The sequence below is a fragment of the Arachnia sp. genome (assembly GCF_057238465.1).
On the sequence record NZ_DBHHFZ010000005.1, the window covers coordinates 62,620 to 87,765 of the forward strand.

Genomic DNA, 25,146 nt, shown 5'->3' on the forward strand with positions numbered 1-25,146 from the left:
TGTTTGAATGGTCCTCGTGACTGACCCGATCCTCGACGCCCTTGACCCCGAACAGCGGCAGGTGGCGACGCTGCTGGACCGGCCGCTGGTGGTGTTGGCGGGGGCGGGGACGGGCAAGACGCGGGCGATCACTCACCGGGTTGCCCACGCCGTCCGGGAGGGGCGTTACGCCCCGGCCGCGACCCTCGCGGTCACCTTCACAACGCGGGCGGCGGGCGAACTGAAGTCGCGGCTGGCCGGGCTCGGAGTGCGCAGGGTATCGGCCCGGACCATCCATGCCGCCGCGCTCAGCCAGTGCCGTTACTTCTGGCCGACGGCCTACGGCTCCGAATTCCCCGCGTTGCTGGACAACCCATTCCCACTCGTGGGGCGGGCCGCGAACCGGGTGCTCGGCAACGCCGACACGAACCTGGTCCGGGACCTGATCGGCGAGATCGGCTGGGCCAAGTCCAGCAACGTTCCCCCAAGCCGCTACTCCCGGCTCGCCCGCGGCCGCGAGGTCGCGGGGGTGGAACCCGAACGCGTGGCCCAGGTGATGGAAGCCTACGAAAAACACAAGACCAGCGCAGGGGTGGTGGATTTCAACGACATCCTCCTGTGCGCGGCCGCGCTGCTGGTGGAGCATCCCGCCGTCGCCGAGCAGATCCGGGGCGCCTACCGGCACTTCGTGGTGGACGAGTACCAGGACGTCTCCGCGATCCAGCACCGCCTGGTGTCACTGTGGGTGGACGGCCGCCCCGACATCTGCGTGGTCGGTGATCCCCAGCAGGCCATCCACGGTTTCGCCGGCGCCAGGGCCGACTGCCTGACCGGTTTCGCCTCCGAACATCCCGGGGCCCGGCAGGTGAGGCTGGTCCGCAACTATCGTTCCAGCCCGTCAATCGTCCAGCTCGCGAACCGTATCGTGCGCCGCCGTCCCGGGGCGGGGGACCTGCGCCCCACACGCCCCGAGGGGCCGCCCCCCGAGTTCCACGACGACGGCACGGAGGAGGACGAGGCCCGGGCCGTGGTCGCCTGGCTGCGGGAACGACACACCGAGGGCATCCCGTGGGGCGAGTGCGCGGTGCTCCACCGCATCAATGCTCAGTCACCCATCCTCGAATCCGCCCTGGACGCCGCCCGCATCCCCTACCAGGTCAAGGGCACCGACCGGTTCTGGGAGCGCCCCGAGGTTCGGGACGCGGTGAACCGGCTGGGCCGCGCTGCGCAGCAGAATTCCGGGAGCCGCCCGGGGGAGCTGCTGGACGAGGTGCTGTCCGAGCTGCGATGGAGCCCGGAGGCCCCGTCGGGGATGGGTGCGCAGCGGGAACGCTGGGAGTCCATCAATTCCCTGGTGCAGATGATCCGTGACGTCCAGGAGACCACCCCGGAGTGGACGGCCCCCGAGTTCACCGCCTGGCTGAACGACCACGCCAGCCTCGAGACCCCGCCCGCCACCAGCGCCGTCACGCTGGCGACCATGCACGCCGCCAAGGGGCTCGAATGGGATGCGGTGGCCGTGGTCGGGGTGCGCGAGGGCATGGTGCCCTTCGCGCTGAGCCAGGAGGAACCAGCGCTGTCGGAGGAGCGGAGACTCCTGCACGTCGCGGTCACCCGGGCCCGCCAGCGGCTGCGGGTTTCGTGGCCCGGCAGGCCTTCCCGTGGCCGTGGCGCGCGTTCCCGTTTCCTGACGGGTCTCGTGCCCGAGCAACAGGTTCCCGCCACCCGCTCCGGCAGGGCCGGGCGGGGCAGCGTGCGTTCCCGGACATGTTTCGTCTGCCGGGAGCAGTTGACCGCCGCCTCCGAACGCAAACTGGGGCGTCACATCGGCTGCGAGGCGCCTTTCGACGAGGAACTCCTGGCCGCCCTGAAGACCTGGCGGTTGGAGACCGCCAACGCCGCATCCCAACCGGCCTTCGTGATCTTCACCGACACCACCCTGCAGGCCATCGCCGAGGCCGAACCGGCTGATCGCGCCCAGCTGCTGCGGATCAGCGGCATAGGTGCGGTGAAGGCTGACCGGTTCGGTTCTGACGTGCTGCGGATCGTCGCGGAACACAGCGAGCGGGGTGCCGCACCGGAAGGGGAATGAAAAAGCCCCGCCCGGGGGTTCGCCTTCCCCTGCGAACTTTCCCGGGCGGGTGCTGTGATGCAAGTCAATCGCGTGGAGGGTGCTTTAGTCAAGTGCTACTCACCAAGCAGTTTGCGAAGCTCCACGTCGAAGTCCCCGTCGTCCTCGTCCCGGTGGGCCGGGTGCACGTAGGAGAGGGGATCCTCCAGGTGCCGGGCGGTCGGCAACATGTCGGGATGCCGCCACACATCGTCGCGTTCGGTGGGCCCGTGGCGGTGCTCCATGGCCGCCCACAGGTTCTCCGCGTCGCGCACCAGACGGGGACGCCGCTCCAGGCCGAGCAGGTCCCGGAACACCTCGCGGGTGGGGCCCGCGGAGGCGCGGCGCCGACGCACCACCTCGTCGAGCTGCGCGGAGTTGGTCATCCAGTTCGAGGCGGCCCGGTTCGTGACGTGATCAACCCAGCCCTCGATCAGGGCCAGCAGCACCTCGAGGCGACCCAGGATCTCCAGCTGCAGTTCGGTGCTGGCGGGTTTGAAGAACGAACCCCGCACCTTCTCGCCGACGGCGACGATGTCCTCCAGCGAAACCTCCTCACCGCCGATGTCCAGCTGCGAGGACAACGCCTCGAAGTCGATCCGGATCTCGCGGGCGTAGTGGGCCAGGAGCGCCTCCAGCTGCGGGGACAGCCACCCGACTCCGTGGAACAGCCGTTGTCTCGCGGCCTCGCGCAGCAGCAGGTAGAGCATGACGTCGCTGTCCGGCAGGTCGAGATCGCGGGTGAACTCGGCGACGTTCGCGGGCAGCACCGTCACCGCCGACCCCTGGGCGAGGGAGATCCCGACCTCCGATCCGGTCAGCGTGGAGCCGGCCACCGAGGCCAGCACCTTGCCCAACCGGTCGCGGTAGATCAGCGATGCCGAGGTCCGCATCAGGGGGGCGAGCATCGAGGAGAGGTCGGCGAACTGCGGATCCTCGGGGGCTGCGGTGCCGCGCTGCAGCGCATCGGCGAGCCCGTCGATGATCGGTTCGACCAGGCGCCGCCACCCCGCGGAGGTGGATTCGATCCAGTCCCCGCGGCGCTGCGTGACCGGGGGTGTCCCGGACGAGGCGAATCGTGTCACCGGGTCCAGCCAGGACTGGGCCAGCCGCTCCGCGTCGACGATGGCGAGCCGTTCCCCGGGCGAGAGGGACGGGTCGGGGCCAAGCTCCGAGGCGAGACGACGTGCCGCGGTGATCGTGGTTCGCCAGGCGGCTTCCGGGTCCTGGTCGGCCGGGGTGATGCCGAACCTGATCCCACCGGATGCATGCAGCCGCTGCATCTGTTTCATCAACTCGTCGAGATCCAGGTCCTCGGCGCTGAGGCCGAGCTGCTCCATCATGCGTCTGAGCTGTTCGAAATCGAACCCTCCAGGAGTTGACATTGGGCATCAAGCCTTTCACACGGGAGAACCGGTTTTCGGAAACCATTCAACCCTACGGGATCAAGGAAATCCGGGTTGACGACCCGGTGAACTCCTCTTGGTAGGCTTGTCGCCACCCGCGTGGCAGGCAAGGAGGGGCGAGAGTTGTCTCGAAACATGGTGGCCGTCGTTTCCTCGGCGTTGTTCGTGGTGCTCGCTGCCGGTCTCATCCTGATTCCGGTGCCGTTCGTGACCTGGCATCCCGGGCAGACCGTCGACGTGATGGGAAGCACCGATGAGGGGCCGCTCATCGAGATCTCCGGCATTCCCACGAGCAACAGCGGCGGCAAACTGCTGATGACCACGGTCTCCACCACGCGGGTCGATTCCGGCATCAGCCTTCCCGAGGCGCTGCTGGCGCACATCGCCGTCGACTCGGACGCCCTGCCGCGTGATGTCGTGTACCCGGCCGGCAAAACGAACGCCGAGGTGCAGAACGAGGCGGTCGCCATGATGGACTCCTCCCGCGTCAACGCCACCGTCGCCGCCCTCAGGGCCGCGGGACAGACGGTCACCGAGATGCCGATGGTGTCCTCGGTCAGCCTGTCGGGACCCGCGAACGGACAGCTGCGTCCCGGCGACCTCATCGAGGCCGTGGACGGCAGTGAGGTGACCACCAACGAAGAGGTGAAAACCGCCATCCAGACCAGAGCCGTCGGGGACCCCATCGTTTTCAGGGTGATACGCGGCGGCAGCAGCGAGAACGTCACGGTGACGACGGTCACGGAACGGGACGGGGCCCCCTACCTCGGGATCTCGCTCTCGATCGGTTACCGCTACGCGCCCTCGGTCTCCTACCGGATCGACTCCGGCATCGTCGGTCCCTCCGCGGGCCTGGTGTTCGCCCTTGCCATCTACGACCGCATCACCGACGGGGTGCTGCGCGAGGGACGGGTGGTGGCGGGCACCGGTCAGGTGGATGCCGCGGGGAAGGTGTACGGCATTGGTGGGATCCGGGAGAAGATCAAGGGCGCGGAGGCCGCCGGGGCGAAGCTGTTCCTCATGCCGGCCAGCAACTGCGCCGACCTGGGGGACCTGCACACCAACCTCAGGCTGGTGCCCGTGGGTACTCTCAAGGACGCGATCGCTGCGTTGCAGCTGGTCAACGAAGGACAATCCACACAGGAGGTGCCCAGCTGTGGCTGAGGTGGATCCGAGCCGCCTGATCGCGGCCCTGGCCGACATCGAACGTCACGTCTCGGAACTCGGGTGGGATCAGCCCGCGCGGCTCTTCGCGTTGGTTGAGACCGCCACGCTGCTTGAGCTGGAACCGCAGCTGCGGGAACGGGTCACCTGCACCGCGGCGGACGCATTGACCGCCGTTGAGCAGGAGGACTTCCAGCTCGGGGGCGACATCGCCGCGCGGCTGGCGCGCCTGACCTGGCCGGCGACCGTGACCGGATGCGCGATCGCGATGGAGCGCACCTTCCTGCCGTCCCGCTTCGAGTCCCAGATACCCGCCGACCCCGACGAGGCCGTCGAGTTCGTGAACAACCACGAGGCCCGCATCGACGTCCGGGTGGTGGTCGGTGCGCTGCGCGACGGGTCGCGGCACGGCCTGGCCCGTGTGCTCAGCAACCCGGAAGACCTGCTCGGAGCCGAGGAACTGGTCCCCGGCCTGGCCGATGCCCTGCTGGCCACGTTTAAGGAGGAGAACGCATGAGCGCGGAAGCCGAAGCCGGCACGGAGAAGCGCCAGAGCCCACTGCTGATCTCTGTTCTGATCTTCGGGGTTTTCGCCCTGCTGGTGGTGCTGGCATCCCGGTTCTACACGGACTACCTGTGGTTCAGCAGCGTGTCCGCCTCGACGGTGTTCACCACCCAGCTGGCCGCCCGGGTGGGGCTGTTCCTGGGATTCGGGTTGCTGATGGGTGGCGGGCTGTTCGGTTCCCTGGCGCTGGCCTACCGGCTGCGTCCCCCGGTTCGGCGCGCGAACCTGGATTCCGAGTTGCTGATCCAGCTTCGCGACAACCTGGACCGGCGTTCCCGGCCCCTCATGTTGCTGCCCGCCATCGGGGCCGGAGTGCTGGGCGGCGGGGTCGCTGCCAGCCAGTCCCAGGTCTTCCTGGCATGGACCCGCGCCACCGATTTCGGCACCGCCGATGCCGTCTTCGGGCTGGACGCGTCCTTCTACGTGTTCCAGCTGCCCTGGTGGCGGTTCGTGCTGAGCTACGTGAGTTTCATGGTGGCGGTCTGCCTCGTCGGGTCGCTGCTGGTTCATTTCCTGACCGGGGCCATGAACTCCACGGCCTTCCGGAAGTCGGGGAATCTCAAGGCCGCGGGCAGGGCGGCCCAGCGGCAGGTCTCCATTCTGCTCGGGGTGGTGCTGCTGCTCTACGGGGTGGCCTCCTTCCTGGACCGTTACGGCTACCTGACCACCCAGAACAGCCTGTTCACGGGGGTCAACTACACGGATGCGACCTCCCGGATCCCGGCCAGCCTGATCGTCGCCGCGATCGCGGGGATCTGTGCCCTGCTGTGTTTCTACAACGCGTGGCGGGTGCGGTGGAGCGTGCCCGGTATCGCAGTGGGGCTGCTGGTGATCTCCGCGATGATCCTCACCGCCGTCTATCCGTGGGGGGTCCGCAGTTTCGTGGTCAAACCCAACGAACCCGACCTGGAACGGCCGTGGATAGCCAACAACATCGAGGCGACGCGCGGGGCCTTCGGTATCAACGCGGTGCAGATCACCGACTACGAGGCCGTGGACAGCGTGAGCGCCGGCCAGTTGCGTGCCGACGCGGCCGCGTTGCCCGCGATCCGGCTGATGGACCCGGCCATCATCGCCCCGACCTTCGAACAGCTCCAACAGGTGCGCGGCTACTACCGCTTCCCCCAAACCCTCGACGTCGACCGTTACAACGTGGACGGCAAGGAGACGGACTCCGTCGTGGCCGCCCGCGAACTCGACCTGAACGCCGTCGAGGCGGGCAACACCTGGAACAACATGCGCACGGTCTACACCCACGGCTACGGCCTGGTGGCGGCCTACGGCAACCGGCGCGAGTCGAACGGGGAACCCACATACTTCTCGGGAGGCATCCCGACCGAGGGCCTGATCAAGCAGGAACAACCCCGCATCTACTTCGGCGAGGAATCCAAGCACTGGGTCATCGCCGGGGCCCCCGAGGGAGCGGAACCGGTTGAGCTCGACACCCCCGGTGGCGGGCAGGAACACACCGAGACCAAGTACACCTATCAGGGAAGCGGTGGCGTTCCCGTCGGCAACTTCCTGAACAAGGTCGCGTTCGCCGTGCGTTTCGGGGACATCAACCTGCTGCTCTCCGAACGGGTCAACTCCAACTCGCGGTTGCTGTTCAACCGGGTTCCCGTGGACCGGGTCAAGGAGGTGGCGCCGTTCCTGACGGTCGACTCCGACTCCTACCCGACGGTGGTGAACGGGCGAATCGTCTGGATCATCGACGCCTACACCACCACCGCCGACTACCCGAACTCGACCCGGGTCGACTGGACCCAGGCCACCAAGGACACCCGCACCAGCGGTGATCGCACGTCCTCCGGCACGCAGGTCAACTACGTCCGCAACTCGGTCAAGGCCACGGTGGACGCCTACGACGGCACCGTCACCCTCTACGGCTGGGACGAGTCGGATCCCATCCTCCAGACCTGGTCGAAGGTCTATCCGGGGCTCATCACCCCGAAGTCCGAGATCAACCCCGAACTGATGGCCCACCTGCGTTACCCGCAGGACCTGTTCAAGGTGCAGCGCCAGATGCTGGGGCTCTACCACACCACCAACCCGTACACCTTCTTCCAGCAGTCGGACATCTGGGAGGTGCCAACCGATCCCGTCAAGGGCGGCGAGAGCGGAACCAAGGAACCCCCCTACTTCCTGACCATCAAGTGGCCGGGTGAGGAGCAGGCGCACTACTCCAACACGACGGTCTTCGTCCCACGGGGACGGGAGAACCTCTCGGTCTACATGGCCGTCAACGCGGATGCGACCAGCCCGAACTACGGGCAGCTGCGGGCGCTGAAGTTGTCCGACGCCAAGCAGATCCCGGGGCCGGGCCAGACCTTCAACGCGATCTCGACCAACGAGGCCGTGGCGGAGCGACTGCTCCCGTTCAACCGGCAGGGCAACACGAGCGCCATCTACGGGAACCTGCTCACCATCCCGGTGGGCGGCGGCCTGATGTACGTCCAGCCGATCTACACCCAGACCAGCACCACCAGCGGCGGCTACCCGGCGCTGCGTTTCGTCGTGGCGCGTTTCGGCGAGCACGTCGGGATCGGCGACACCCTGAAGGCCGCCCTGGATCAGGTGTTCCAGGGCGATGCCGGGGCCGAGACGGGGGAGAAACCCGTGGAGACCCCACCACCAAGTGGGGAACAGACCCCGCCGGCCTCCGAGGCGGACAGCAAGGAGCAGGCGAAAGCGCTGCTGAAGGAGAGCACGGACCTGTTCGTGGCGGCCGATCAGGCCCTGAAATCAGGTGACCTGGCCACCTACCAGCAGAAGACCAACGAGGCCAAGGCCAAGACGGAAAAGGCCCTCGAACTGCTCAACCGGTGATCTCGACAGCGATTCCGGCGGCCCTCAGACCGGGTTCCAACAACCGGGCGGGGCCGCCGATCGCGACGGTGATGCCCTCGGGGTGGATGTTCTCCCGCCAGGCCGCGTTGACCTGCTCGGCCGTCGCGCCCGACAGCGCCGCGCGGTGCCGGTTCACGAAATCCGGATCGAAACCCGCGGCGATCAGCGCCGCGGTCTGGACCGTGATGTCGGCGGCCGTTTCGTACTGGAGCGGGGAGGCCTGCACCAGGTAGCGGGCGGCGGCCAGGACCTCGTCATCGGTGAAGGGGATCTTCAACGTGAGCGCGTCCAGGAGCCGGGCGACGGCTTCGGCGGCCGAGTTGCTGTTCAGGGCCGTCTCCACGACGAGGGAACCGCCGGTGCGGCGTGCCGACACCCCTCCCGAAACGCCGTAGGTGTAGCCGAGGCGTTCGCGGAGCTCGAGGTTGAGCCGGCTGGCGAAGGCCCCGCACATGATGTGCCCGCCCAGTTTCAACGCCGCCCATTCCGGGGCGTCACGCCCGGGGGTCGGGACGAACGCCTGCACCACGGTCTGGGCGGCCTGCGGGAGATCGACCAGCACGATCCTGGGTCTGCCGGGGACTCCCTGGGGGGCCGGAGCCGGGGCGCGGACGCCACGCCAGGCCTCCAGAGGGGCCGTGAGTTCGTCGGTGTCCGACCCTTTCAGGTCGCCGGCGAGAATCAGGGTCGCGCCCTGGGGCACCCAGGTGCGTTCGTGCCAGTTCCGGGCCGCATCCCGGTCGATCGCCCCCAGGGTTTCGGGGGAACCTGCGACGGGGCGTCCCTCCCGCTGATCCGGGCCGAACAACGAGGTCCGCAGGGCCTCGCGGGTGACGGCGGTGGGGGAGGCCATTCTCGTTTTCCAGGCGGCCACCTGGGTTTCGACGTGATGGGCCAGGTCGGGTTCGTCGAAGGCCGGTTCCCTGACCACGGAGGCGAACAGCTCCAGCACCTTCGGCAGGCGACGGGCCGGGGCGCTCACGCCCAGCCGGGTGTATCCCCAGGTGGAGTGTCCGAGAAGCGCGGCCCCCTGAAGCTCCAGTCTCTCCACGATGTCGGGCAGGGTTACGGTGGCCTCGTCGCAGGCGTGCAGGACCACGGTGGCCACCCCCTCCAGTTCCCGTGGTTCGGCTTCCAGCGGGGTGGGCAACACCAGTTCAACGGAGGCCAGGGCCTGATCCGGCAGGTCGATGAAGGCCAGCCCCAGCCCCGAGTCGAGGGAGGAACGGGCAGGGTTCGGGAAACGCCAGGGGCGGGGTTCTGCGATGGCGGGACGGATCACGATGCAGCCTTCGGGAGGTAGTGCAATTGGCTGGGTGCCGGTCGACTGGAAAGCACCCGGAACACCTCGCCGGGGGTCACGGCCGCGAGGTCCGCCAACCGGTGGTTGATCAGCGCCGGGTCACCCAGGGTCGTCCATGTGTCGGCGGCGGCCTCCGCACGGTCCTCGACGGCGGCGAGCGCCAGGAGCCAGCCGCGTTCGTACTGGGCCTTCGCCCGGTCCAGTTCCTTTTCGGAGGGGGCATCCAGGTCGGCGAGTTCCTCCAGCATCGCATCGGCGAGTTCCCGGGTGTCCACCCCGTCGGCGGGTCTCGCGCTCAGGGAGGCGATGGAGGGCGAACGGAGATGCCCCAGCAGCGCGCCGTGCACCTCGTGGGCGAGGCCGCGTTCCCTCACGAGCCGGCGGTGGAGGCGAGAGGCGTGCCCGTCGGAGAGCACGGACAACCCCAGTTCAAGGGGCAGCAGGTCGGGGTCGTCGGCGGCCGGGGCCTGCCAGGAGCAGTGCAGCAGGGGATGGGGGACGTCGCTGGTCAGGGTGATGACCCCACCCGGCAGGGGGGATTCGGTGATGGTTTCCCGGGGCGGTGGGGAAAGGTCCTCGAGATCACCGAAATACCGTTCGACCAGGTCGATGGTCTCGTCCGGGTCGAGCGCGCCACAGATCACCAGTTTCGCCCGCGAGGGGCGGTACCACCTCGAGTGGAAAGCCGTCACGTCGGCCAGGCTCGCGGCCGCCAGGTCCTCCATGGAACCTATGGGCAGGTGCCCGTAGGGATGCCCGGGACCGAAGTGCTGCCCCACCAGCCCGGCCAGCAGATCCCCGTACGGCCGGTTGTCGTAGCGCTGGCGTTTCTCCTGGGTCACCACGTCACGCTGGGCGTCCAGGTTCTCCTGGGTCACCGCGAGGCTGCGAAGACGGTCCGCCTCCAGCCACAGCACCATCTCCAACGCCCCCGACGGCACGCACTCGTGGTAGACCGTGCGGTCGGTGGAGGTGAAGGCGTTGACGTTTCCCCCTGCCGCCTCGATCACGGACATGTGCTCTCCCGGCGCCACCCGGGCCGAGCCCTGGAACATCAGGTGTTCGAACAGGTGGGCGAAGCCGGTGCGTCCCGGCATCTCATCAACGGAACCCACCTGGAAACTGAGGTTGACCGCCACGGCCGGGGCACTCGGGTCGGGTAGCAGGGCGAGTTCTAGACCGTTTCCCAGCCGATATCTGATGACGGTGAATCCCGAAGATGTGGGGAATCGGGTGTCGGCCACGATTCAGAGATCGCCGCCCTGTTGGCGCTTGCGCCAGCGTTCCTCCAATTTGTTCATGAAATCCGTTCCGGAGGAGGGATGGTTGGACTTGCTGGAGGAACGCGTCGGTTCCTCCTGGCCCTCGACCCTTGACCAGGCGCTGATTCCGGTGATCGCCGCGACGAGCATCATCACGAAACCGATTATGGAGATCAAGGGCTGGAACTGGACCCCGAGCACCAGGGCGGCCAGCCCGGCCACGAAAACCACGCCCGCCAAGGCTGCGCGACGACGCTGAACACGGAACTGGGGTGTTCCCCTCAAGGCATCCGCGAACTTCGGGTCATCGGCGAGCAGCGAGGCCTCAAGCTGGTCCAGGCGTTTCTGCTCCTGCTCAGACAAAGCCATCGTGGTCTCCCGTCCTAGTTCCTCGGGGGCAGCTCGCCCAATTCCATTGTAGGTGCCCCGCCTCTTGGGTGGGAAAAAGCTATCGCGATTTCCTCCTGCGTTTCCCGCCGCCTGCGCGTCTCGGCCGCCACAAGGAAGCGGGGAGCAGGAAGGCCAGCAGACGCCTGGGTGCGGGGGTGTCGCCGCGGAGTTCTCGGACCAGGAGCTTCACCCGCCCGGGAAGCTGATCCACCGGTGGGATTTCGCGAGCGAACTGGCTGCGTTGCGCGGCCTCGGCCACCTCGAACAGGTGTGCCGCAGTGGTGGCGGGGAGGCCGTGCTCCATGGCCTTGACGACCTCGACGGGGGAACCCGGCGGGAACTCCCGGCCCAGATCCCTGTGAACGGCCGCCAGCTCACGCCACGCCGCGGCGGCGGCGGTGGCCGGAGGTTGTCCGCCGCGCAGACGCCACCCCCTGATCAACAACCGCGCCACGGCGGGTGAGACCAGCAGCAGGAGCACGGGCAACCCCCAGAGCAGCCAGCCCCAGCTCTCGGAGCTTCCCGCGCTGGTGCCCTGGGTCCCCTCGCCGGGGGAGGGAGCCGGGGACGGCGCGAGGGACGGCGTCGGCTCGGTGGGTTGGGGTTCGGGGGACTCGACCGCGGTGCTCGGAGGGGTGCCGGGATCGGAGCTCGGTGGGTTTGGCGGAGGATTCTCGCCCGTGCCGGAGGAGCCGATGGACTTGGTTGGTTCGAAGGGCACCCACCCCAGGCCCTCGAAGTAGAGCTCGGGCCAGGCGTGCATGTTGTCCGTGGTCACCTTGTAGCCATCCCCGTCGGGGACACCACCCGTGAACCCGACCGCGATGCGCGATGGAATGCCCTCGATCCGGGCCAGCACCGCCATGGAGGTGGCGAAGTGGATGCAGTAGCCGGAGTGGTCGTTCAGCAGGAAGGCGCTGATGGCATCCACCCCCGTCGAGGTGGGGGCCTGGAGGGTGTAGGTGAACCGGTCGGAGGTCAGGTACTCCTCGATGGCCTTCGCCTTGGCGCCGTCGGTAGCCGCGTTACCGGTGATCCTGGCCGCCAGGTTTCGAATCTCCTCGGAGATGCCCTCCGGCACCTTGAGGGTTTCCCCGCCCGCCGGATCCGATCCCGCGCGGGCGGTCGGCAGGGACGAACCCCCGTCCGGGATCACCGAGGTGACGCGGTAGTCGAGATTCGTGGTCTGGTCGGCACCCTGGTCGCCCGTGGCGACCACCGAGAGGGTGTTCTGGTCGAACCCCCAGTTCCCGGAGGCGTCGAAACCGTCGATGGCGAACGGGGCCGGCAGGTACTGGGAGGGGAAACGCATCGAGATGTTGACGTCCACCTTGTTCCCGGGGGCGTCATAGGCCTCGCCGATGCCCGAGCTGCGCAGCCGCATGGATTCCAGCTGCGCCCCCTCCGTGGTCAGGTGGGTCAGGGCGGTGGTGCGCAGGTAGTGGGGTTTCCGGTCGCTGGCGCGATAGGTGAGCACGTCCACGGGGCTCGGGCGCTGCAGGTTGCGGCTCAGTTCGATGGTCGGGTCGCTGAGCTGGATGGGTTTTTCGGCGCCGTTGTTCAACCAGGGCTGTTTGCGGCCCATGGGCAGGACGGAGGTGACCCCCAGGGCCAGGGCCGTGGCCACCGTGGCGGCGATCAGGCCGACGACCCAGCGCGCCAGCTGGAATCCCGCTCCGCCGCCGGTGAGTCCCGGCCCACCGGCAGTGAGCAGGATCGCCACGTAGCCGCCCGCGACCAGCAGGAACCCGGTGACGCCCATTTCCACCGGGTGTACCAGCGCCGTGAGGCCGTACGGCAGTGCCAGGGGGGCGATCACCCAGGCCGGTTGTTCCAGGGGCTCTGCCAGCACGTAGGAGACCAGCCACAGCACGAAGGCCAGGAACAGGAGCAACCAACCCAGCGCGGGATGGTCGGGCATCGGTGGTTGCGAATCCCGCAAAACCTGGAAACCACTGGCGAACAGGCCCGGTATCCCGGTCAGGGGTGTGCTTCCCGGTGCGGCGCCCATCCCCAGCCAGATCAGCAGCCCCGTCCCGGACAGGGCCGCCAGCACCGCCGACCAGGAGCGCCCGATTCGCAGCAACGCGGCCGTCGCGGCGACCAGGCCGGGGGTCCCGGTCACCAGGAACAGGGCAGGGGAGAGCACGGGGGAGGTGAACAGGGGGCCCAGGGAGAACATGGACAGGGCCACCGCCACCGACATCACCAGGGGCAGGGCCACGGAGGAGCGGCTGCTCATCGGGCCTCCCGCTGGGTGACGAGCCTGTCCCAGCCCTGGGGAACGGTGGTCCCGGGACCGAAGGTCGCCACGTTCCACCCGGAGGCGGTCAGCAGCCGGCAGGCCTCCTCGTGGGCGACAACCACATCCACGGGGAGACGGAAGGCGCGGGCATCGGGGACCAGCGCGTCGATGTCCGCCACCCGGGTGGTGGCGGCCACCAGCGCGGCGGCGTCGCGGGAGTGGAGCAAACCGAGCCCGGCCACCACGGTTCGTGTGGTGCCGAGGGCGTCCGGGTCGGCGAGGCAGTCCTCCAGGAAGGCGCGTCCGGATGGTTCGACGTCGGTCACGGTGGCCAGCAACCGCGAGGTCGCCCCCGTGGATTCTCCTTTTATGGGGCTGAAGATCACCCCGTCGGCACCCAGGAGGCTGACCCGGAGGCGGTCGCGAAGCAGCTCGGTGGCCAGGGAAGCGCCCAGTGACAGCACCCATTCGAGGGTGGATGCCGGGCCGTGGCCGATGTGCGCCGCCGCCCGGGTGTCGACGATGATCGTCATGGCCGGATCCCAGGGTTGTTCCTCCAGCCGGACCATCAGTTCCCCGCGTTTCGCGCTCATCCTCCAGTGCACGCGGCGCATTCCGTCACCGTGACGGTGCTCGCGCACCAGGACGTCGTCGGTGCCGGCGTTCCCGATGCGCTGGGGGGTGGCGTCCCCGCTCGCCCCCGATGCCCGGCCGCCCTTGGGAAGGGCCAGGGGCCACAGCCTCGGGGTCACACGCAGCGACGTGGTGTCCCCGGTCGCCTGCCAGCTGCGCCAGGCCACCCCGAAGGCGTCGAGGTTGCGAACCCTGAGGGGGCCGATCTGGAAATGACCGCGTTGCCGGGTGACCACGTCATAGCCCGCGGCCTGGCGCCAGCGGCCAAGGCCGCGGATCAGTTCGAACGTCGCGTCCTGGCCCAGTGCCTCCGGGAGTCGGTCGCGGAAACCGAGCGCGGAGAAGGAGGCCGTCCTGCTGCTCGTGACCGACAGCCGCACCCGGGCGGCCTCCCCGACGGGCAGGGAATCGGGCACGACGAGACGTTCGCAGGCCAGGCGGGGTGGCAGGGCCAGCACTACCGCCAGCCCCACCACGGGCAGGCAGGCCACGAAGACCCCCACCCAGGCCAGGTCGGGTTCCCCGATCAGGGCTGCTCCCGTCGCGATGAAACCGCCGAACACCAACATCGCCAGGCCGCGTCCCGTGAGGCCGAAACGGAACCCCCGCATATCAGCTCCGGTGCGGCGGCTGGGTGGTGGCGACCACGTGTTCGATGACGGCTTCGTTCGACTGGCGGGCGACCTGCGCGTCCACGGTCAGCAGCACCCGGTGGGCCAGCACGGGGACGGCCAGGGTGGCGACATCCTCCGGGATCACGTAGTCGCGTCCCTGAAGGGCGGCCTCGACCCGGGCGGCCCGCATCAGGTGGACGCAGGCGCGGGGGCTGGCGCCGAGCCGAAGCTCCGGATTGTTTCGGGTGGAACCCACCAACCGCACGATGTAGTCGTTGATCACGGGGGCGACGTAGATTCCCCGCATGGCCGAGATGGCCCTTTCCACGTGGGCGACATCGGTCACGGGCCGCACGGTGGCGAGCTGGTCACCACCGGCCTGGGCGGTGAGCATGGCCATCTCCGCCTGATGCCCGGGATAACCCATCTCGATTCTCGCCATGAAACGGTCACGCTGGGCCTCGGGGAGGGGATAGGTGCCCTCCATCTCGATCGGGTTCTGGGTGGCCACCACCATGAAGGGCCGCTTGAGCCTGTAGGTCTGCCCGTCCGCGGAGACCTGCCCCTCGGCCATGGCCTCCAGCAGGGCGGACTGGGTTTTCGGCGAGGCCCGGTTGATCTCGTCCCCCAGCACGATGTTGGCGAAGATGCCGCCGGGTTTGAACTCGAACTCGCGGGTCTGCTGGTTGAAAACCGACACGCCGGTGACGTCGCTCGGAAGCAGATCGGGCGTGAACTGGATGCGGCTGACCGCCCCCGAGATGGAACGCCCGAGGGCCTTGGCGAGGACGGTCTTGCCGACCCCGGGAACGTCCTCGAGAAGAAGATGCCCCTGCGCGAGCAGCACCAGGACCGCCATGTGTATCTGGTGTGGTTTGCCCTCTATGACGCTGCCGATCGACTGTTTCACCTGGTTGGCCAGCGCACTCACCTCGGCCAACGCCAAGGGAGTTGCAGCGGTCTGGGTCATGGGGCTCCTCGGGACTCGCGACGCTTTCCTGACGTGGAAGAAGCCTAGGGCATCGTTCAAACACTCCCAATGGATTGGCTGACACACCCGGTGGAGAGGACACGCCTCGAGTGGGGGAAAGTGGGGTAGTGTGGTGGCAAGTGGAGCGAAGTGGGGGCTTTGTGGAGGAGAGGGGGTTTCCAGTTGTTCCTTGGCACGTACACGCCGAAATTGGACGAGAAGGGGCGTTTGATCCTTCCCGCGAAGTTTCGGGAGGCCCTCGATGGGGGGCTCGTCGTGACGCGCACACAGGAACGGGCGCTCGCCGTCTACCCCAAGGACACCTTCGAGGCGCTGATGGCGCCCGTGAGTGCCGCACCCTCCACGCTGAAGCAGGTTCGTGACTATCAGCGCATGCTGACCGCAGGTGCCAGCTTCGAGGTTCCGGACCGGCAGGGGCGGATCACGATCCCCCAGATCCTCCGCTCCTATGCGGGTCTGGAACGCGACGTCGTGGTGATCGGCGCCATGAACCGGGCCGAGATCTGGGACGCCGAACACTGGGCCGAGTACCAGGCGGAGCAGGAATCCGGTTTCGCCGAACTCGACGCGGAACTGCTGTCCCAGCTGGGGCAGTGAACTTCCCCGAGGCGGTGGTCCATCACCGGGGCTGACCCTGGCCTTCCTTCCCCGAGGCCAGGTGCGACCCCGGTGAAGGAACCTCCGTCCCGGGGAGGAGGAAAACCTGGAGGATCCGACGAGGCAGCTGGAGGGAGGCGACCTTGAAGATGCGTGAAGACGTTCACGAACCGGTCATGCTCGGCCGTGTCGTCGAGTTGCTGTCCCCGGCCCTGGCCGCACCCGGCGCCATCTACGTCGACTGCACCCTCGGGCTCGGCGGTCACGCCCGGGCGATCCTGGAGGCCGCGCCCTCGGCGAGGCTCATCGGCATCGACCGCGACCCGGATGCCCTGGCCGTGGCCCGGGAACGGCTCGGTCCCCTCGCGGAACGGGCCACCCTCGTCAAGGCCATCCACGACGAACTACCCGAGGTGCTCGCCGACCTCGGCGTCGACGGGGTCCATGCGGTGCTCGCCGACCTCGGACTCAGCTCCCTGCAGATCGACCGCGAGGAACGGGGATTCGCCTACCGGGTGGATGCCCCCCTGGACATGCGCATGAGCAGGGGAGAGGGACGAAGTGCCGCGGACCTGCTCAACTCCGCACCCCCGGCGCAGCTCGTGTGGATCCTGCGTCACTACGGCGAGGAGAGGTTCGCGGAGCGGATCGTCGCCGCGGTCGTGGAGGAACGGGAGACCCGGCCCTTCACGTCTTCGGGTCGGCTCGTGGAGGTCATCTCGAATGCCATCCCGGTCGCTGCCAGGCGCTCCCCGGGGCATCCCGCCAAGCGCACCTTCCAGGCCATCCGGATCGCGGTCAACGATGAGATGGCCACCTTGGAGAGGTTCCTGCCCGCCGCCACCGACGCCCTCACCCTTGGGGGGCGGTTGGTGGTGTTGTCCTACCACTCCCTGGAGGACAGACCGGTCAAGCGACACCTCGCTGCGCTGGCCGCCGACAAGGCACCGCGGGACATGCCCGTCGTCCCAGAACACCTGCAACCCCATTTCAAGCTCCTGACCCGGGGGGCCGAGCGGCCCTCGGAACAGGAGGTCCGATCAAACCCGCGTGCGGCATCCGCAAGGCTACGCGCCGCAGCCCGAATCAAGGAGGCATAGTTGAGTGCTCTTGCCGCCGAAGTTGAGCAGACAACCAGGGAGCCCTCGCGTCCCCGGTTGCGGCTCGTCCCTCCGGTCAAGGCCCGTGTTTCCACTTTCGGGTTCCTTTTGATACTCGCGATCCTGGTGGTGCTGGGCATGGTCTTCGTCATGGTCGTCACCACCCAGGTCGGCGCCCAGTCCCGCGACCTGGCGAACCTCCGCAAGGAGGCCACCCAGTTGTCCTATGTGGCGGCCGCCCGTCGCACGGAACTGCAGGGGATCTCCAGCAGCGGGTCGTTGGCGCTGCGGGCCTCGGAACTGGGAATGGTGCCCAACCCGTTCCCGGCCTTCGTCGACCTCTCCACGGGTGCCATCACGGGAGAACCCCGACCCGTCAAGGGCGACGAGGCCCCCTACCTGACCGGGCGGTCCGGGGCCCAGCAGTCCCGGGCACCGGCCTCCCCCGAGCCGACGGATCCTCCGGCGAGCCCGGCTCCGACCGAGGAGACAACCCCGGCCAACCCGGAGCCTACCGAGGAGACGACCCCGGCCAACCCGGCTCCGACCGAGGGGGTAGCCCCTCAGGTGGGGGAGGGTGAACGGTGAACCGCCGCCCGCCCAGCCGTCGCCCGGCCGGCCGCAGCCGTCGCCCGGCCGGCCGTAGGCGTGGCCGCGGGGGGCGCCGCACCTGGAAGTTGCCGCTCGGGCGTTCCAGCATGCGCATTCGTGCGTTCATGATGGCCATGTTGCTGTTGGTGATGGTGTGCGTCGGGCGCGCCGTTCAACTGCAGGCCCTCGAGGCCCAGAGTTTCGCCGCCCAGGCCGCGGAGAAGATGCAGAACACCAGGGAGCTGCTGCCCGAACGTGGTGGCATCACCGACCGCAACGGGGTTGTGCTCGCATCCACCCAACCGGCCATGCACATCACGGCCGATCCGGACATGGTGCAGAGCAACGGGGCGGACAAGCGTTATCCGATGAGCGCGAAGAAACAGGAAGAGGCCGACGCGGCGCCGAAGGCCGTGGCGAAGATCCTCGCCACCCATCTCGGGGGCAGTGAGTCCAAGTACCTGGAGATCCTTTCGGTCAAGGGCGCCAAGTACGCGGAAATCGCCAGGCACGTCCCGGCGGCAACCTGGACCGAGATCGAGAAGGACATGAGCAAGGGCATCGACGGGGACGGCAAACGTCGTTGGTACGGCCTCTTCGCCGAGAACGACCCCTTGCGCACCTATCCGAACCGGACGCTCGCGAGCAATGTCGTCGGTTTCGTCAACGGGGAGGGCAAAGGGGTGGCCGGACTCGAGGGGATGCTCGATGCGCAGCTGGCCGGGACCTCCGGCCAGGAGGTCTACGAGCGCTCCACCTACGGGCGCATCCCGTTGGGCATCAGCGTCCTCACCCCACCCGTGAACGGTGCCAGCTACTCGCTGACCCTCGACGCCGACCTGCAGTGGTTCGCGGAGCAGGCGCTGGCCGACGGCATCGCGAAGGCCGGCGCGAAAACCGGTTCGGTTCTCGTGATGAACCCGAACAATGGCGAGATCCTGGCCCTGGCCACGGCTCCCTCCTTCGACTCGGCCAATCCCGGCGCCGCCGATACCGGGAACCTCGGCAACCGCGCCGTGACCGAGGCCTACGAACCGGGTTCCACCCAGAAGGTGTTGACCATGGCCGCCCTGGCCGACTCGGGGCTGGTGACCCCGGACACGAAGGTCGACGTGCCCGCCAGCATCACCTCCGGGGGCGGAACCGTCAAGGACTCCTTCGAACACGGGAGGATCAAGCTGACCGCCCGCGGCGTGGTGGCTCAGTCCTCGAACATCGGAACCATCAAACTCGCCCGCCAGATGGACAAGGCGAAACTGCACGAATACCTGAGCTCGTTCGGGCTCGGGGCGGTCCCGGAATCGGGATTGCCCGCGGAGACAACGGGATCCCTTCCGGGAGCGGACATGGCCGACTACACACGCGACCAGATCTCCTTCGGGCAGGGACTGTCCGTTTCGGTCGTGCAGATGGGGGCGGCGCTCTCCGCGGCCGTGAACGGCGGCACCTACAACCAGCCGCGGATCATCCGATCCGCCACGAACGCGGACGGGACCCCGATCTCGCTGGCAACCCCGACATCGCGCCGCGTGATCTCCGAGGAGGCGTCTGGCATGGTTGTCAACATGATGGAGGCTGTCATCACCAGCGCCGCTTCGGAACGCGCGATCCCCGGGTACCGCACCGCTGGCAAATCCGGCACCGCTCAGCGCTACGACTCCAGCTGCAAGTGCTACAACGGCTACACGTCGTCCTTCGTCGGGATCGCGCCCGCGGAGAACCCCCAGCTGCTGGTCTACGTCGTGCTCGACCAGCCGACGAACGGCAATCTCGGTAGCCAACTGGCCCTGCCCGTGGTCAACAACGTGCTCCAGGCGGCCCTGCCCAGGTACAACGTGGCTCCTTCGAGCACCCCCGCACCGAAGGAGCCACTGGAGTGGGAGTGAAAACGCTCAGACCCGAGTCCGTTCCCGCCATCGGCCTGCGGGACGCCGTGGCGGGTCTCGGTGTCCTGGGTGAGGCCGGCACGATCTGCGTGACCGGGGTCTGTCTCGACTCGCGCCTAGTCCGCCCGGGCGACCTCTACGTCGCCCTGCCGGGGTTTCATTCCCACGGGGCGGGGTTCACCGCCCAGGCCGTGGACCGGGGAGCCGTCGCCGTCCTGACCGATCCGGAAGGGGCCCGGAGCGTCGGAGAGACGGGGGTGCCCGTGCTGGTCAGTGACCGGTTGCGTCCCGTGATGGCCGAGGTGAGCGCCCGCGTCTACGGTGAGCCCGCGAGTGGACTCGAATTGTTCGGGGTCACCGGCACCAATGGCAAGACCACCACGGTTGCGCTGCTGGAGGCCACGCTGACCGCCACCGGGCGGCGCGTCGGAACCATCGGGACGCTCGGTTTCCGGCTGGAGGGCAGGGAGCTGCCATCCGGCCGTTCCACGGTGACCACCCCGGACTCGCCGGACCTCCAGGCGCTGCTGGCGCTGATGCGGGAGCGGGGCGCTCAGGCCGTGGCCATCGAGGTGTCCAGCCACGCCATGGCCATGTCCCGGGCGGATGCGCTGAACTTCGAGGTGACGGCCTTCCTCAACCTGGGGCGGGACCACCTCGACTTCCACAGCAGCATGGAGGACTACTTCGAGGCCAAGGCGTCGTTGTTCACCCCCGAACACACCCGGGCGGCCGTGGTCTGGATCGACGACGAGCCCGGCCGCCGGATCGCCGACAGGGCCCGGAAGGCCGGTCTTCCGGTGGCCACGGTCGGTACCGGCGAGGATGCGGACTACCGTCTCGGAGGCTACGAGCCGGTTGCTCCGCTTGGGGGACGTGCGCGGCTGCGCACCGCGTCGGGTGAAGTGGTGGTGGAACTGGCGCTGCCCGGCTGGCACAACATGGTGGACGCGGCCATCGCCGTGGCGATGCTCGAACGTGTGGGGATCCCGGCCGAGACCACGCTGCCGGGCCTGGCCCGGGCACAGGTGCCCGGGCGGATGCAGGTGCTGCCGTTGCCCGAGGAGGCCCCGACCGTGATCGTGGACTTCGCCCACACCCCGCAGGCCGTGGCGGCCACCCTGGATGCCCTCCAGGGGTTCGGGGAGGTGATAACCGTCGTGGGTTGCGGCGGGGACCGGGACCCCGACAAACGTCCCCTGATGGGACGCGCCGCCGCTGAGCGCAGCGACGTTTTGATCATCACGGATGACAACCCGCGCACCGAGGACCCGGCGAGGATCCGGGCCGCCATGCTCGCCGGAATCGGGGAATCACGGGCCCGGGTCGTCGAGGCCGACGGGAGGGGTGAGGCAATCGAACTGGCGCTCGCGACTGCTGGGCGCGGTAGTGTTGTGGCGATTCTCGGGAAGGGACACGAACAGGGCCAGCAGATTGGTGACCGGATCGTGGCCTTCGACGATGCCCTGGTCGCTCTCGAGGCCTGGCGACGGATGGAAGGAAGTGGTCGATGAGGGCGAGGCGGCTCAGCGAGCTGGTGGAGCTGATGCAGCCAGCGGCCGTCGAGGTGGTGGGCGATGACACCGTGATCGGTCCCGACGTGGTGCTCGACAATCGCGCGGCCACCCCCGGCAGTCTTTTCGTCGCCATTCCCGGTTCCCGGGTCGATGGTCACTCCTTCGCTCCGCAGGCCGTGGCCGCCGGGGCCGCCGCGGTGCTCGGCAATTTTGTCACCGAGGCCGAGGTTCCCCACATCCTGGTCGAGGACACCGTTCAGGGGCTCTCGTGGCTGGCGCGGGGACTGGTCCGGGCGGAACGCGCCCGGGGAATGGTGAGCATCGGTGTCACCGGGTCCTCCGGGAAGACCTCCACCAAGGATCTCCTGGCGCAGGTGCTCGAGACCGGGGGGGCCACCGTCGCCCCGGTGGGAAGCCAGAACAACGAGATCGGTGTGCCGTTGACGGCATGCCGGATCGACGAGTCCACGCGTTTCCTCGTCAGCGAGATGGGTTCCCGGGGGGCCGGGCACATCGAATGGCTCACATCGCTGGTTGGCCTCGATGTCGGGGTGGTGCTGAACGTCGGGCGCGCCCACGTCGGTGAGTTCGGTGGGATCGAGCAGATCGCCCGCGCAAAGTCGGAGATCATCGCGGGACTGGAACCCGGGGGCTGGGCGGTGCTGAACGCCGACGACCCCGCCTGCCGGGCGATGCGGGAAGCAACCGTGGCTCGGGTGGCGTGGTTCGGGGAGGGCGACCTGCCCGAGGGAGACCTGCTGGTCACGGCCCGGGATGTCGTGTGCGACGAATCCGCGCGGGCCACCTTCACGTTGGTGGCCACCCGGGAATCGGAAACCGTCTCGGCCCCGGTCACGCTCCGCGTGATCGGGCGACACCAGGTTCCCAACGCCCTGGCCGCGGCCGCCGCGGGACTGGCGGTCGGCATGAGCGTCGCGGAGGTGGCCGGGGCCCTGTCGGCCGCCGGAACCCGTTCGGATTGGCGGATGGAACTGGTGCGCTGCAGCCGGGACCGGATCGTCCTGAACGACGCCTACAACGCCAATCCCGATTCGATGGCCGCCGCCCTGCGCACCGCGGCCGACCTGATCGCCGGACAGCGCAGACATCACCCCGGGGCCCGTGTCGTGGCGGTGCTGGGGGACATGCTCGAGCTCGGCCCCGAATCGGGGGAGTTGCACGCCGAGGCCGGGGCGCTCGCCGCGGACCTCGGGATCGACGAGGTGATCTCGGTCGGGGAACACGCCGGGATCGTGGCGGAAGCGGCACGTGAACGGGGAATCGAAGCCCGGGTGGCCACCCGCGAGGAGGCCTCGCAGGTGGAGCTCGCGCCGGGAGATCTTCTCCTGGTCAAGGGTTCGCGCAGCGTGGGCCTGGAGTTGGTGGCCGACGCCGTGACCAAACGGATCGGAGGCGTCACCAAGTGAGAACGATCCTGATGGCAGGTGGCCTGTCCCTCCTGCTGACCCTGCTGGTCACCCCACAGTTCATCAAGTTCCTGACCCGGCGTCAGTACGGTCAGTTCATCCGTGACGACGGTCCCAAGGAGCATCTGACCAAACGCGGCACCCCGACCATGGGTGGCGTGGTCATCGTCGCCTCCGTGGTGCTGTCCTATTTCCTGGCTCACCTGATCCTGTGGGCGCCGGTGACGATATCCGGGGTTTTGTTGATCGGGGTCATGACTGCGCTCGGGTTTCTTGGTTTTCTGGATGACTGGGCGAAGATCTCGAAGGAGCGCTCCCTGGGGCTCACCCCGAGAGGGAAACTGATCGGGCAGTTCGCGATCGGCGGGATTTTCGCCGTGCTGGCGCTCAACTTTCCCGACGAACGCGGCCTTCGTCCCGCTTCCGAGTTCGTCTCCTTCCTGCGGGACCTGCCCTGGTTGCACCTTCCGTTCTTTGTGGCCGTGATCTGGATCGTCTTCCTGCTGATGGCCTGGCCGAACGCCACCAATCTCACCGACGGCCTCGATGGTCTGCTCGCGGGAAGCGCGACGCTGGTGTTCGCGACCTTTTCGCTGGTCAACATCTGGCAGTTCAACCAGTGGTGCGGCAGGGTCTCCAGCGTCGGTCCCCTCTGCTACGAGGTGCGTGATCCGTACGATCTCGCAGTGGTTTCGACGGCGCTCGCCGGTTCCTGTTTCGGTTTCCTGTGGTGGAACGCCAAACCCGCCAAGATTTTCATGGGTGACACCGGCTCCATGGCCATTGGCGCTGCTCTTGCCGGGTTGTCAATCATGACCCGCACGGAGCTGCTGCTGGTGATCATGGGCTTCCTGTTCGTCATGGAGGCCGGTTCCGTGGCGCTTCAGGTGGGGTATTTCAAGGCGACAAAGGGTAAACGTATCTTCAAGATGTCACCCATCCACCACCACTTCGAACTTCTCGGGTGGCAGGAGGTCACGGTGGTGATCCGGTTCTGGATCATCTGTGGTCTGTGCGTCGCCATTGGGGTTGGCATCTTCTACGGGGAATGGGTGGTTGGTCAGTGAGGGAATTCCTGTTGACGGCGAATCGGCTGAGCGACTGGAGCCGGGTTCACGCCGTCGTAGCGGGTCTCGGTGTCTCGGGTTACTCGGCGGCCGACGGGTTGCTCTCGCTCGGGGCCAGGGTCACGGTCCTGGACGAGTCGGACGCCCACGCCGACCGGGCGGCCATCCTGGAGACCCTCGACGCCACGGTGCGGCTCGGAAAGGGAGCGACCGCCGAGCTGCCCGGGGACACGGATCTGGTGGTCACCTCCCCCGGATGGCGTCCCGACGCCCCGCTGCTCACCCGGGCGCTGGAACGCGGCATCCCGGTGTGGGGGGACATCGAACTCGCCTGGCGGATGCAGCAGCCCGACCGCGCCATCCCGTGGCTCGGGGTCACCGGAACCAACGGGAAGACCACCACCACCCAGATGGCCGAGTCCATGCTCCGGGCCGCCGGGATGCGTGCGGCCGCGGTCGGGAACATCGGCCGTCCCATCGTGGAGGCCATCCTCGACGACGAACCCTACGACGCACTGGTGGTCGAACTGTCCAGTTTCCAGTTGCACTGGGTGCACACCACCGCCCTCCACTCCGCGGCGGTGCTGAACCTGCACGAGGACCACCTCGAGTTCTACAACGGACCAGGTGGGTACGAACGCTACGTGGCGGACAAGGCCAGGATCTTCGAGCGGGTCACGAACGCCTGCGTTTACAACGTGGCCGAACCGGAGACCGAACGTCTCGTGGAGGAGGCCGAGGTCACGGAGGGGGCCCGCGCCATCGGGTTCACCACCGGCATCCCCGCGACCTCCATGATCGGTGTGGTGGACGGCCTGATCGTCGACCGCGCCTTCGTCGCCCAGCGACGCAGCTCCGCGCTGGAACTCGCGAAGGTCACGGACGTGCAACCCTACGCCCCGCACAACATCGCCAACGCCTGCGCGGCGGCCGCTCTGGTGCGCAGCCTCGGGGTGCCGGCGAAGGCCGTGGCCCAGGGGCTTCGTGACCTGCGGCTCGCGGGGCACCGCATGGCGGAGGTGGCCGAGATCAACGGTGTGCGCTGGATCGACGACTCGAAGGCCACGAACCCGCACGCGGCGGACTCGGCCATGCGTGCCTTCCCGTCGTTCGTGTGGGTGGCGGGTGGTCAGACCAAGGGAACCAGTTTCGACGAGCTGATCACCACGCACCGCGACCGCATCCGGGCCGCGATCCTCATCGGCGTCGACCGGCAGGTCATAGCGGACGCATTGTCCCGACACGCGCCCGATGTTCCCGTGATCGTCCTGGACAGCAGCGACCATGGTGTGATGGACGAGGTGGTCTCCCAAGCGGCGCATCTTGCCCGTGAGGGTGACGCGGTGCTCCTGAGCCCCGGAAGCGCCTCGCTCGACATGTTCACGGGCTACGACGACCGCGGCGAGCGTTTCGCCACTGCGGTCCGGAGCCTTCAGGCACCGAGCAGTTAGGC

Annotated in this window: 19 protein-coding genes; 12 read left to right on the forward strand and 7 right to left on the reverse strand. The window is 68.2% G+C overall.

Annotated features, from left to right (window positions below; all coding sequences use genetic code 11):
• Nucleotides 1-16 precede the first annotated feature (16 nt).
• Nucleotides 17-2,071, forward strand: coding sequence for an ATP-dependent DNA helicase UvrD2 (locus tag ACO6D6_RS07160; RefSeq protein ID WP_484784477.1), 2,055 nt, complete (start codon nt 17-19; stop codon nt 2,069-2,071).
• Nucleotides 2,072-2,166: 95 nt separating this feature from the next.
• Here the strand turns inward: ACO6D6_RS07160 and ACO6D6_RS07165 are convergent, their stop codons facing one another.
• Complete coding sequence (locus ACO6D6_RS07165; protein ID WP_484784479.1) at nt 2,167-3,474, reverse strand: zinc-dependent metalloprotease; 1,308 nt, start codon at nt 3,472-3,474, stop codon at nt 2,167-2,169.
• Nucleotides 3,475-3,630: 156 nt separating this feature from the next.
• Here ACO6D6_RS07165 and ACO6D6_RS07170 point away from each other — a divergent pair, with 156 nt between their 5' ends.
• From ACO6D6_RS07170 to ACO6D6_RS07180, 3 genes are read left to right on the forward strand one after another with little or no spacing between them, the layout of a single operon-like run.
• Complete coding sequence (locus ACO6D6_RS07170; protein ID WP_484784481.1) at nt 3,631-4,659, forward strand: YlbL family protein; 1,029 nt, start codon at nt 3,631-3,633, stop codon at nt 4,657-4,659.
• Entirely contained in the window at nt 4,652-5,176 is a 525-nt protein-coding gene (locus ACO6D6_RS07175) for a PPA1309 family protein (protein WP_484784483.1), read from the forward strand. The genes ACO6D6_RS07170 and ACO6D6_RS07175 overlap by 8 nt, the downstream gene beginning before the upstream one ends.
• Entirely contained in the window at nt 5,173-8,049 is a 2,877-nt protein-coding gene (locus tag ACO6D6_RS07180) for a UPF0182 family membrane protein (protein ID WP_484784484.1), read from the forward strand. Before ACO6D6_RS07175 ends, ACO6D6_RS07180 begins: the two co-directional genes overlap by 4 nt.
• On the opposite strand, the gene ACO6D6_RS07185 is transcribed toward ACO6D6_RS07180, so the two are convergent.
• The 6 genes from ACO6D6_RS07185 to ACO6D6_RS07210 all read right to left on the reverse strand — a co-directional run bounded on the left by ACO6D6_RS07185 (nt 8,039) and on the right by ACO6D6_RS07210 (nt 15,487).
• A complete protein-coding gene (locus ACO6D6_RS07185; RefSeq protein WP_484784486.1) occupies nt 8,039-9,352 on the reverse strand; it encodes a M16 family metallopeptidase in 1,314 nt (437 codons plus the stop codon). The two genes, ACO6D6_RS07180 and ACO6D6_RS07185, sit on opposite strands and share 11 nt — an antisense overlap.
• On the reverse strand, nt 9,349-10,617 hold the full coding sequence (locus ACO6D6_RS07190; RefSeq protein WP_484784488.1) for a M16 family metallopeptidase: 1,269 nt from the start codon (nt 10,615-10,617) through the stop codon (nt 9,349-9,351). Before ACO6D6_RS07190 ends, ACO6D6_RS07185 begins: the two co-directional genes overlap by 4 nt.
• Nucleotides 10,618-10,620: 3 nt before the next feature.
• Complete coding sequence (locus tag ACO6D6_RS07195; protein WP_484784490.1) at nt 10,621-11,004, reverse strand: DUF3040 domain-containing protein; 384 nt, start codon at nt 11,002-11,004, stop codon at nt 10,621-10,623.
• Nucleotides 11,005-11,083: 79 nt separating this feature from the next.
• A complete protein-coding gene (locus tag ACO6D6_RS07200; protein ID WP_484784491.1) occupies nt 11,084-13,267 on the reverse strand; it encodes a transglutaminase TgpA family protein in 2,184 nt (727 codons plus the stop codon).
• Nucleotides 13,264-14,514 carry a DUF58 domain-containing protein gene (locus ACO6D6_RS07205; protein ID WP_484784493.1) on the reverse strand — a complete coding sequence of 417 codons (1,251 nt, stop codon included), beginning with the start codon at nt 14,512-14,514 and terminating at the stop codon, nt 13,264-13,266. The genes ACO6D6_RS07200 and ACO6D6_RS07205 overlap by 4 nt, the downstream gene beginning before the upstream one ends.
• A gap of 1 nt (nt 14,515) precedes the next feature.
• Entirely contained in the window at nt 14,516-15,487 is a 972-nt protein-coding gene (locus ACO6D6_RS07210; RefSeq protein WP_484784494.1) for an AAA family ATPase, read from the reverse strand.
• Nucleotides 15,488-15,670: 183 nt separating this feature from the next.
• Between ACO6D6_RS07210 and mraZ the strand changes: the two genes are divergently transcribed.
• The 8 genes from mraZ (at nt 15,671) to murD (ending at nt 25,144) form a co-directional block, all read left to right on the forward strand.
• On the forward strand, nt 15,671-16,105 hold the full coding sequence (gene mraZ, locus ACO6D6_RS07215) for a division/cell wall cluster transcriptional repressor MraZ (protein WP_484784495.1): 435 nt from the start codon (nt 15,671-15,673) through the stop codon (nt 16,103-16,105).
• Between the two features lie 149 nt (nt 16,106-16,254).
• Nucleotides 16,255-17,205 carry a 16S rRNA (cytosine(1402)-N(4))-methyltransferase RsmH gene (gene rsmH, locus ACO6D6_RS07220; protein ID WP_484784647.1) on the forward strand — a complete coding sequence of 317 codons (951 nt, stop codon included), beginning with the start codon at nt 16,255-16,257 and terminating at the stop codon, nt 17,203-17,205.
• Nucleotides 17,206-17,793 carry a cell division protein FtsL gene (gene ftsL / locus ACO6D6_RS07225; RefSeq protein WP_484784496.1) on the forward strand — a complete coding sequence of 196 codons (588 nt, stop codon included), beginning with the start codon at nt 17,206-17,208 and terminating at the stop codon, nt 17,791-17,793.
• A 110-nt stretch (nt 17,794-17,903) separates the two neighbouring features.
• Nucleotides 17,904-19,682: a peptidoglycan D,D-transpeptidase FtsI family protein gene (locus ACO6D6_RS07230; protein ID WP_484784497.1), complete on the forward strand. Its 1,779-nt coding sequence runs from the start codon at nt 17,904-17,906 to the stop codon at nt 19,680-19,682.
• On the forward strand, nt 19,679-21,196 hold the full coding sequence (locus ACO6D6_RS07235; RefSeq protein ID WP_484784499.1) for a UDP-N-acetylmuramoyl-L-alanyl-D-glutamate--2,6-diaminopimelate ligase: 1,518 nt from the start codon (nt 19,679-19,681) through the stop codon (nt 21,194-21,196). Before ACO6D6_RS07230 ends, ACO6D6_RS07235 begins: the two co-directional genes overlap by 4 nt.
• Complete coding sequence (locus tag ACO6D6_RS07240; protein WP_484784500.1) at nt 21,193-22,626, forward strand: UDP-N-acetylmuramoyl-tripeptide--D-alanyl-D-alanine ligase; 1,434 nt, start codon at nt 21,193-21,195, stop codon at nt 22,624-22,626. The genes ACO6D6_RS07235 and ACO6D6_RS07240 overlap by 4 nt, the downstream gene beginning before the upstream one ends.
• Entirely contained in the window at nt 22,623-23,693 is a 1,071-nt protein-coding gene (mraY, locus tag ACO6D6_RS07245; RefSeq protein WP_484784501.1) for a phospho-N-acetylmuramoyl-pentapeptide-transferase, read from the forward strand. The genes ACO6D6_RS07240 and mraY overlap by 4 nt, the downstream gene beginning before the upstream one ends.
• Nucleotides 23,675-25,144, forward strand: coding sequence for a UDP-N-acetylmuramoyl-L-alanine--D-glutamate ligase (murD, locus tag ACO6D6_RS07250; protein ID WP_484784503.1), 1,470 nt, complete (start codon nt 23,675-23,677; stop codon nt 25,142-25,144). Before mraY ends, murD begins: the two co-directional genes overlap by 19 nt.
• Nucleotides 25,145-25,146 lie beyond the last annotated feature (2 nt).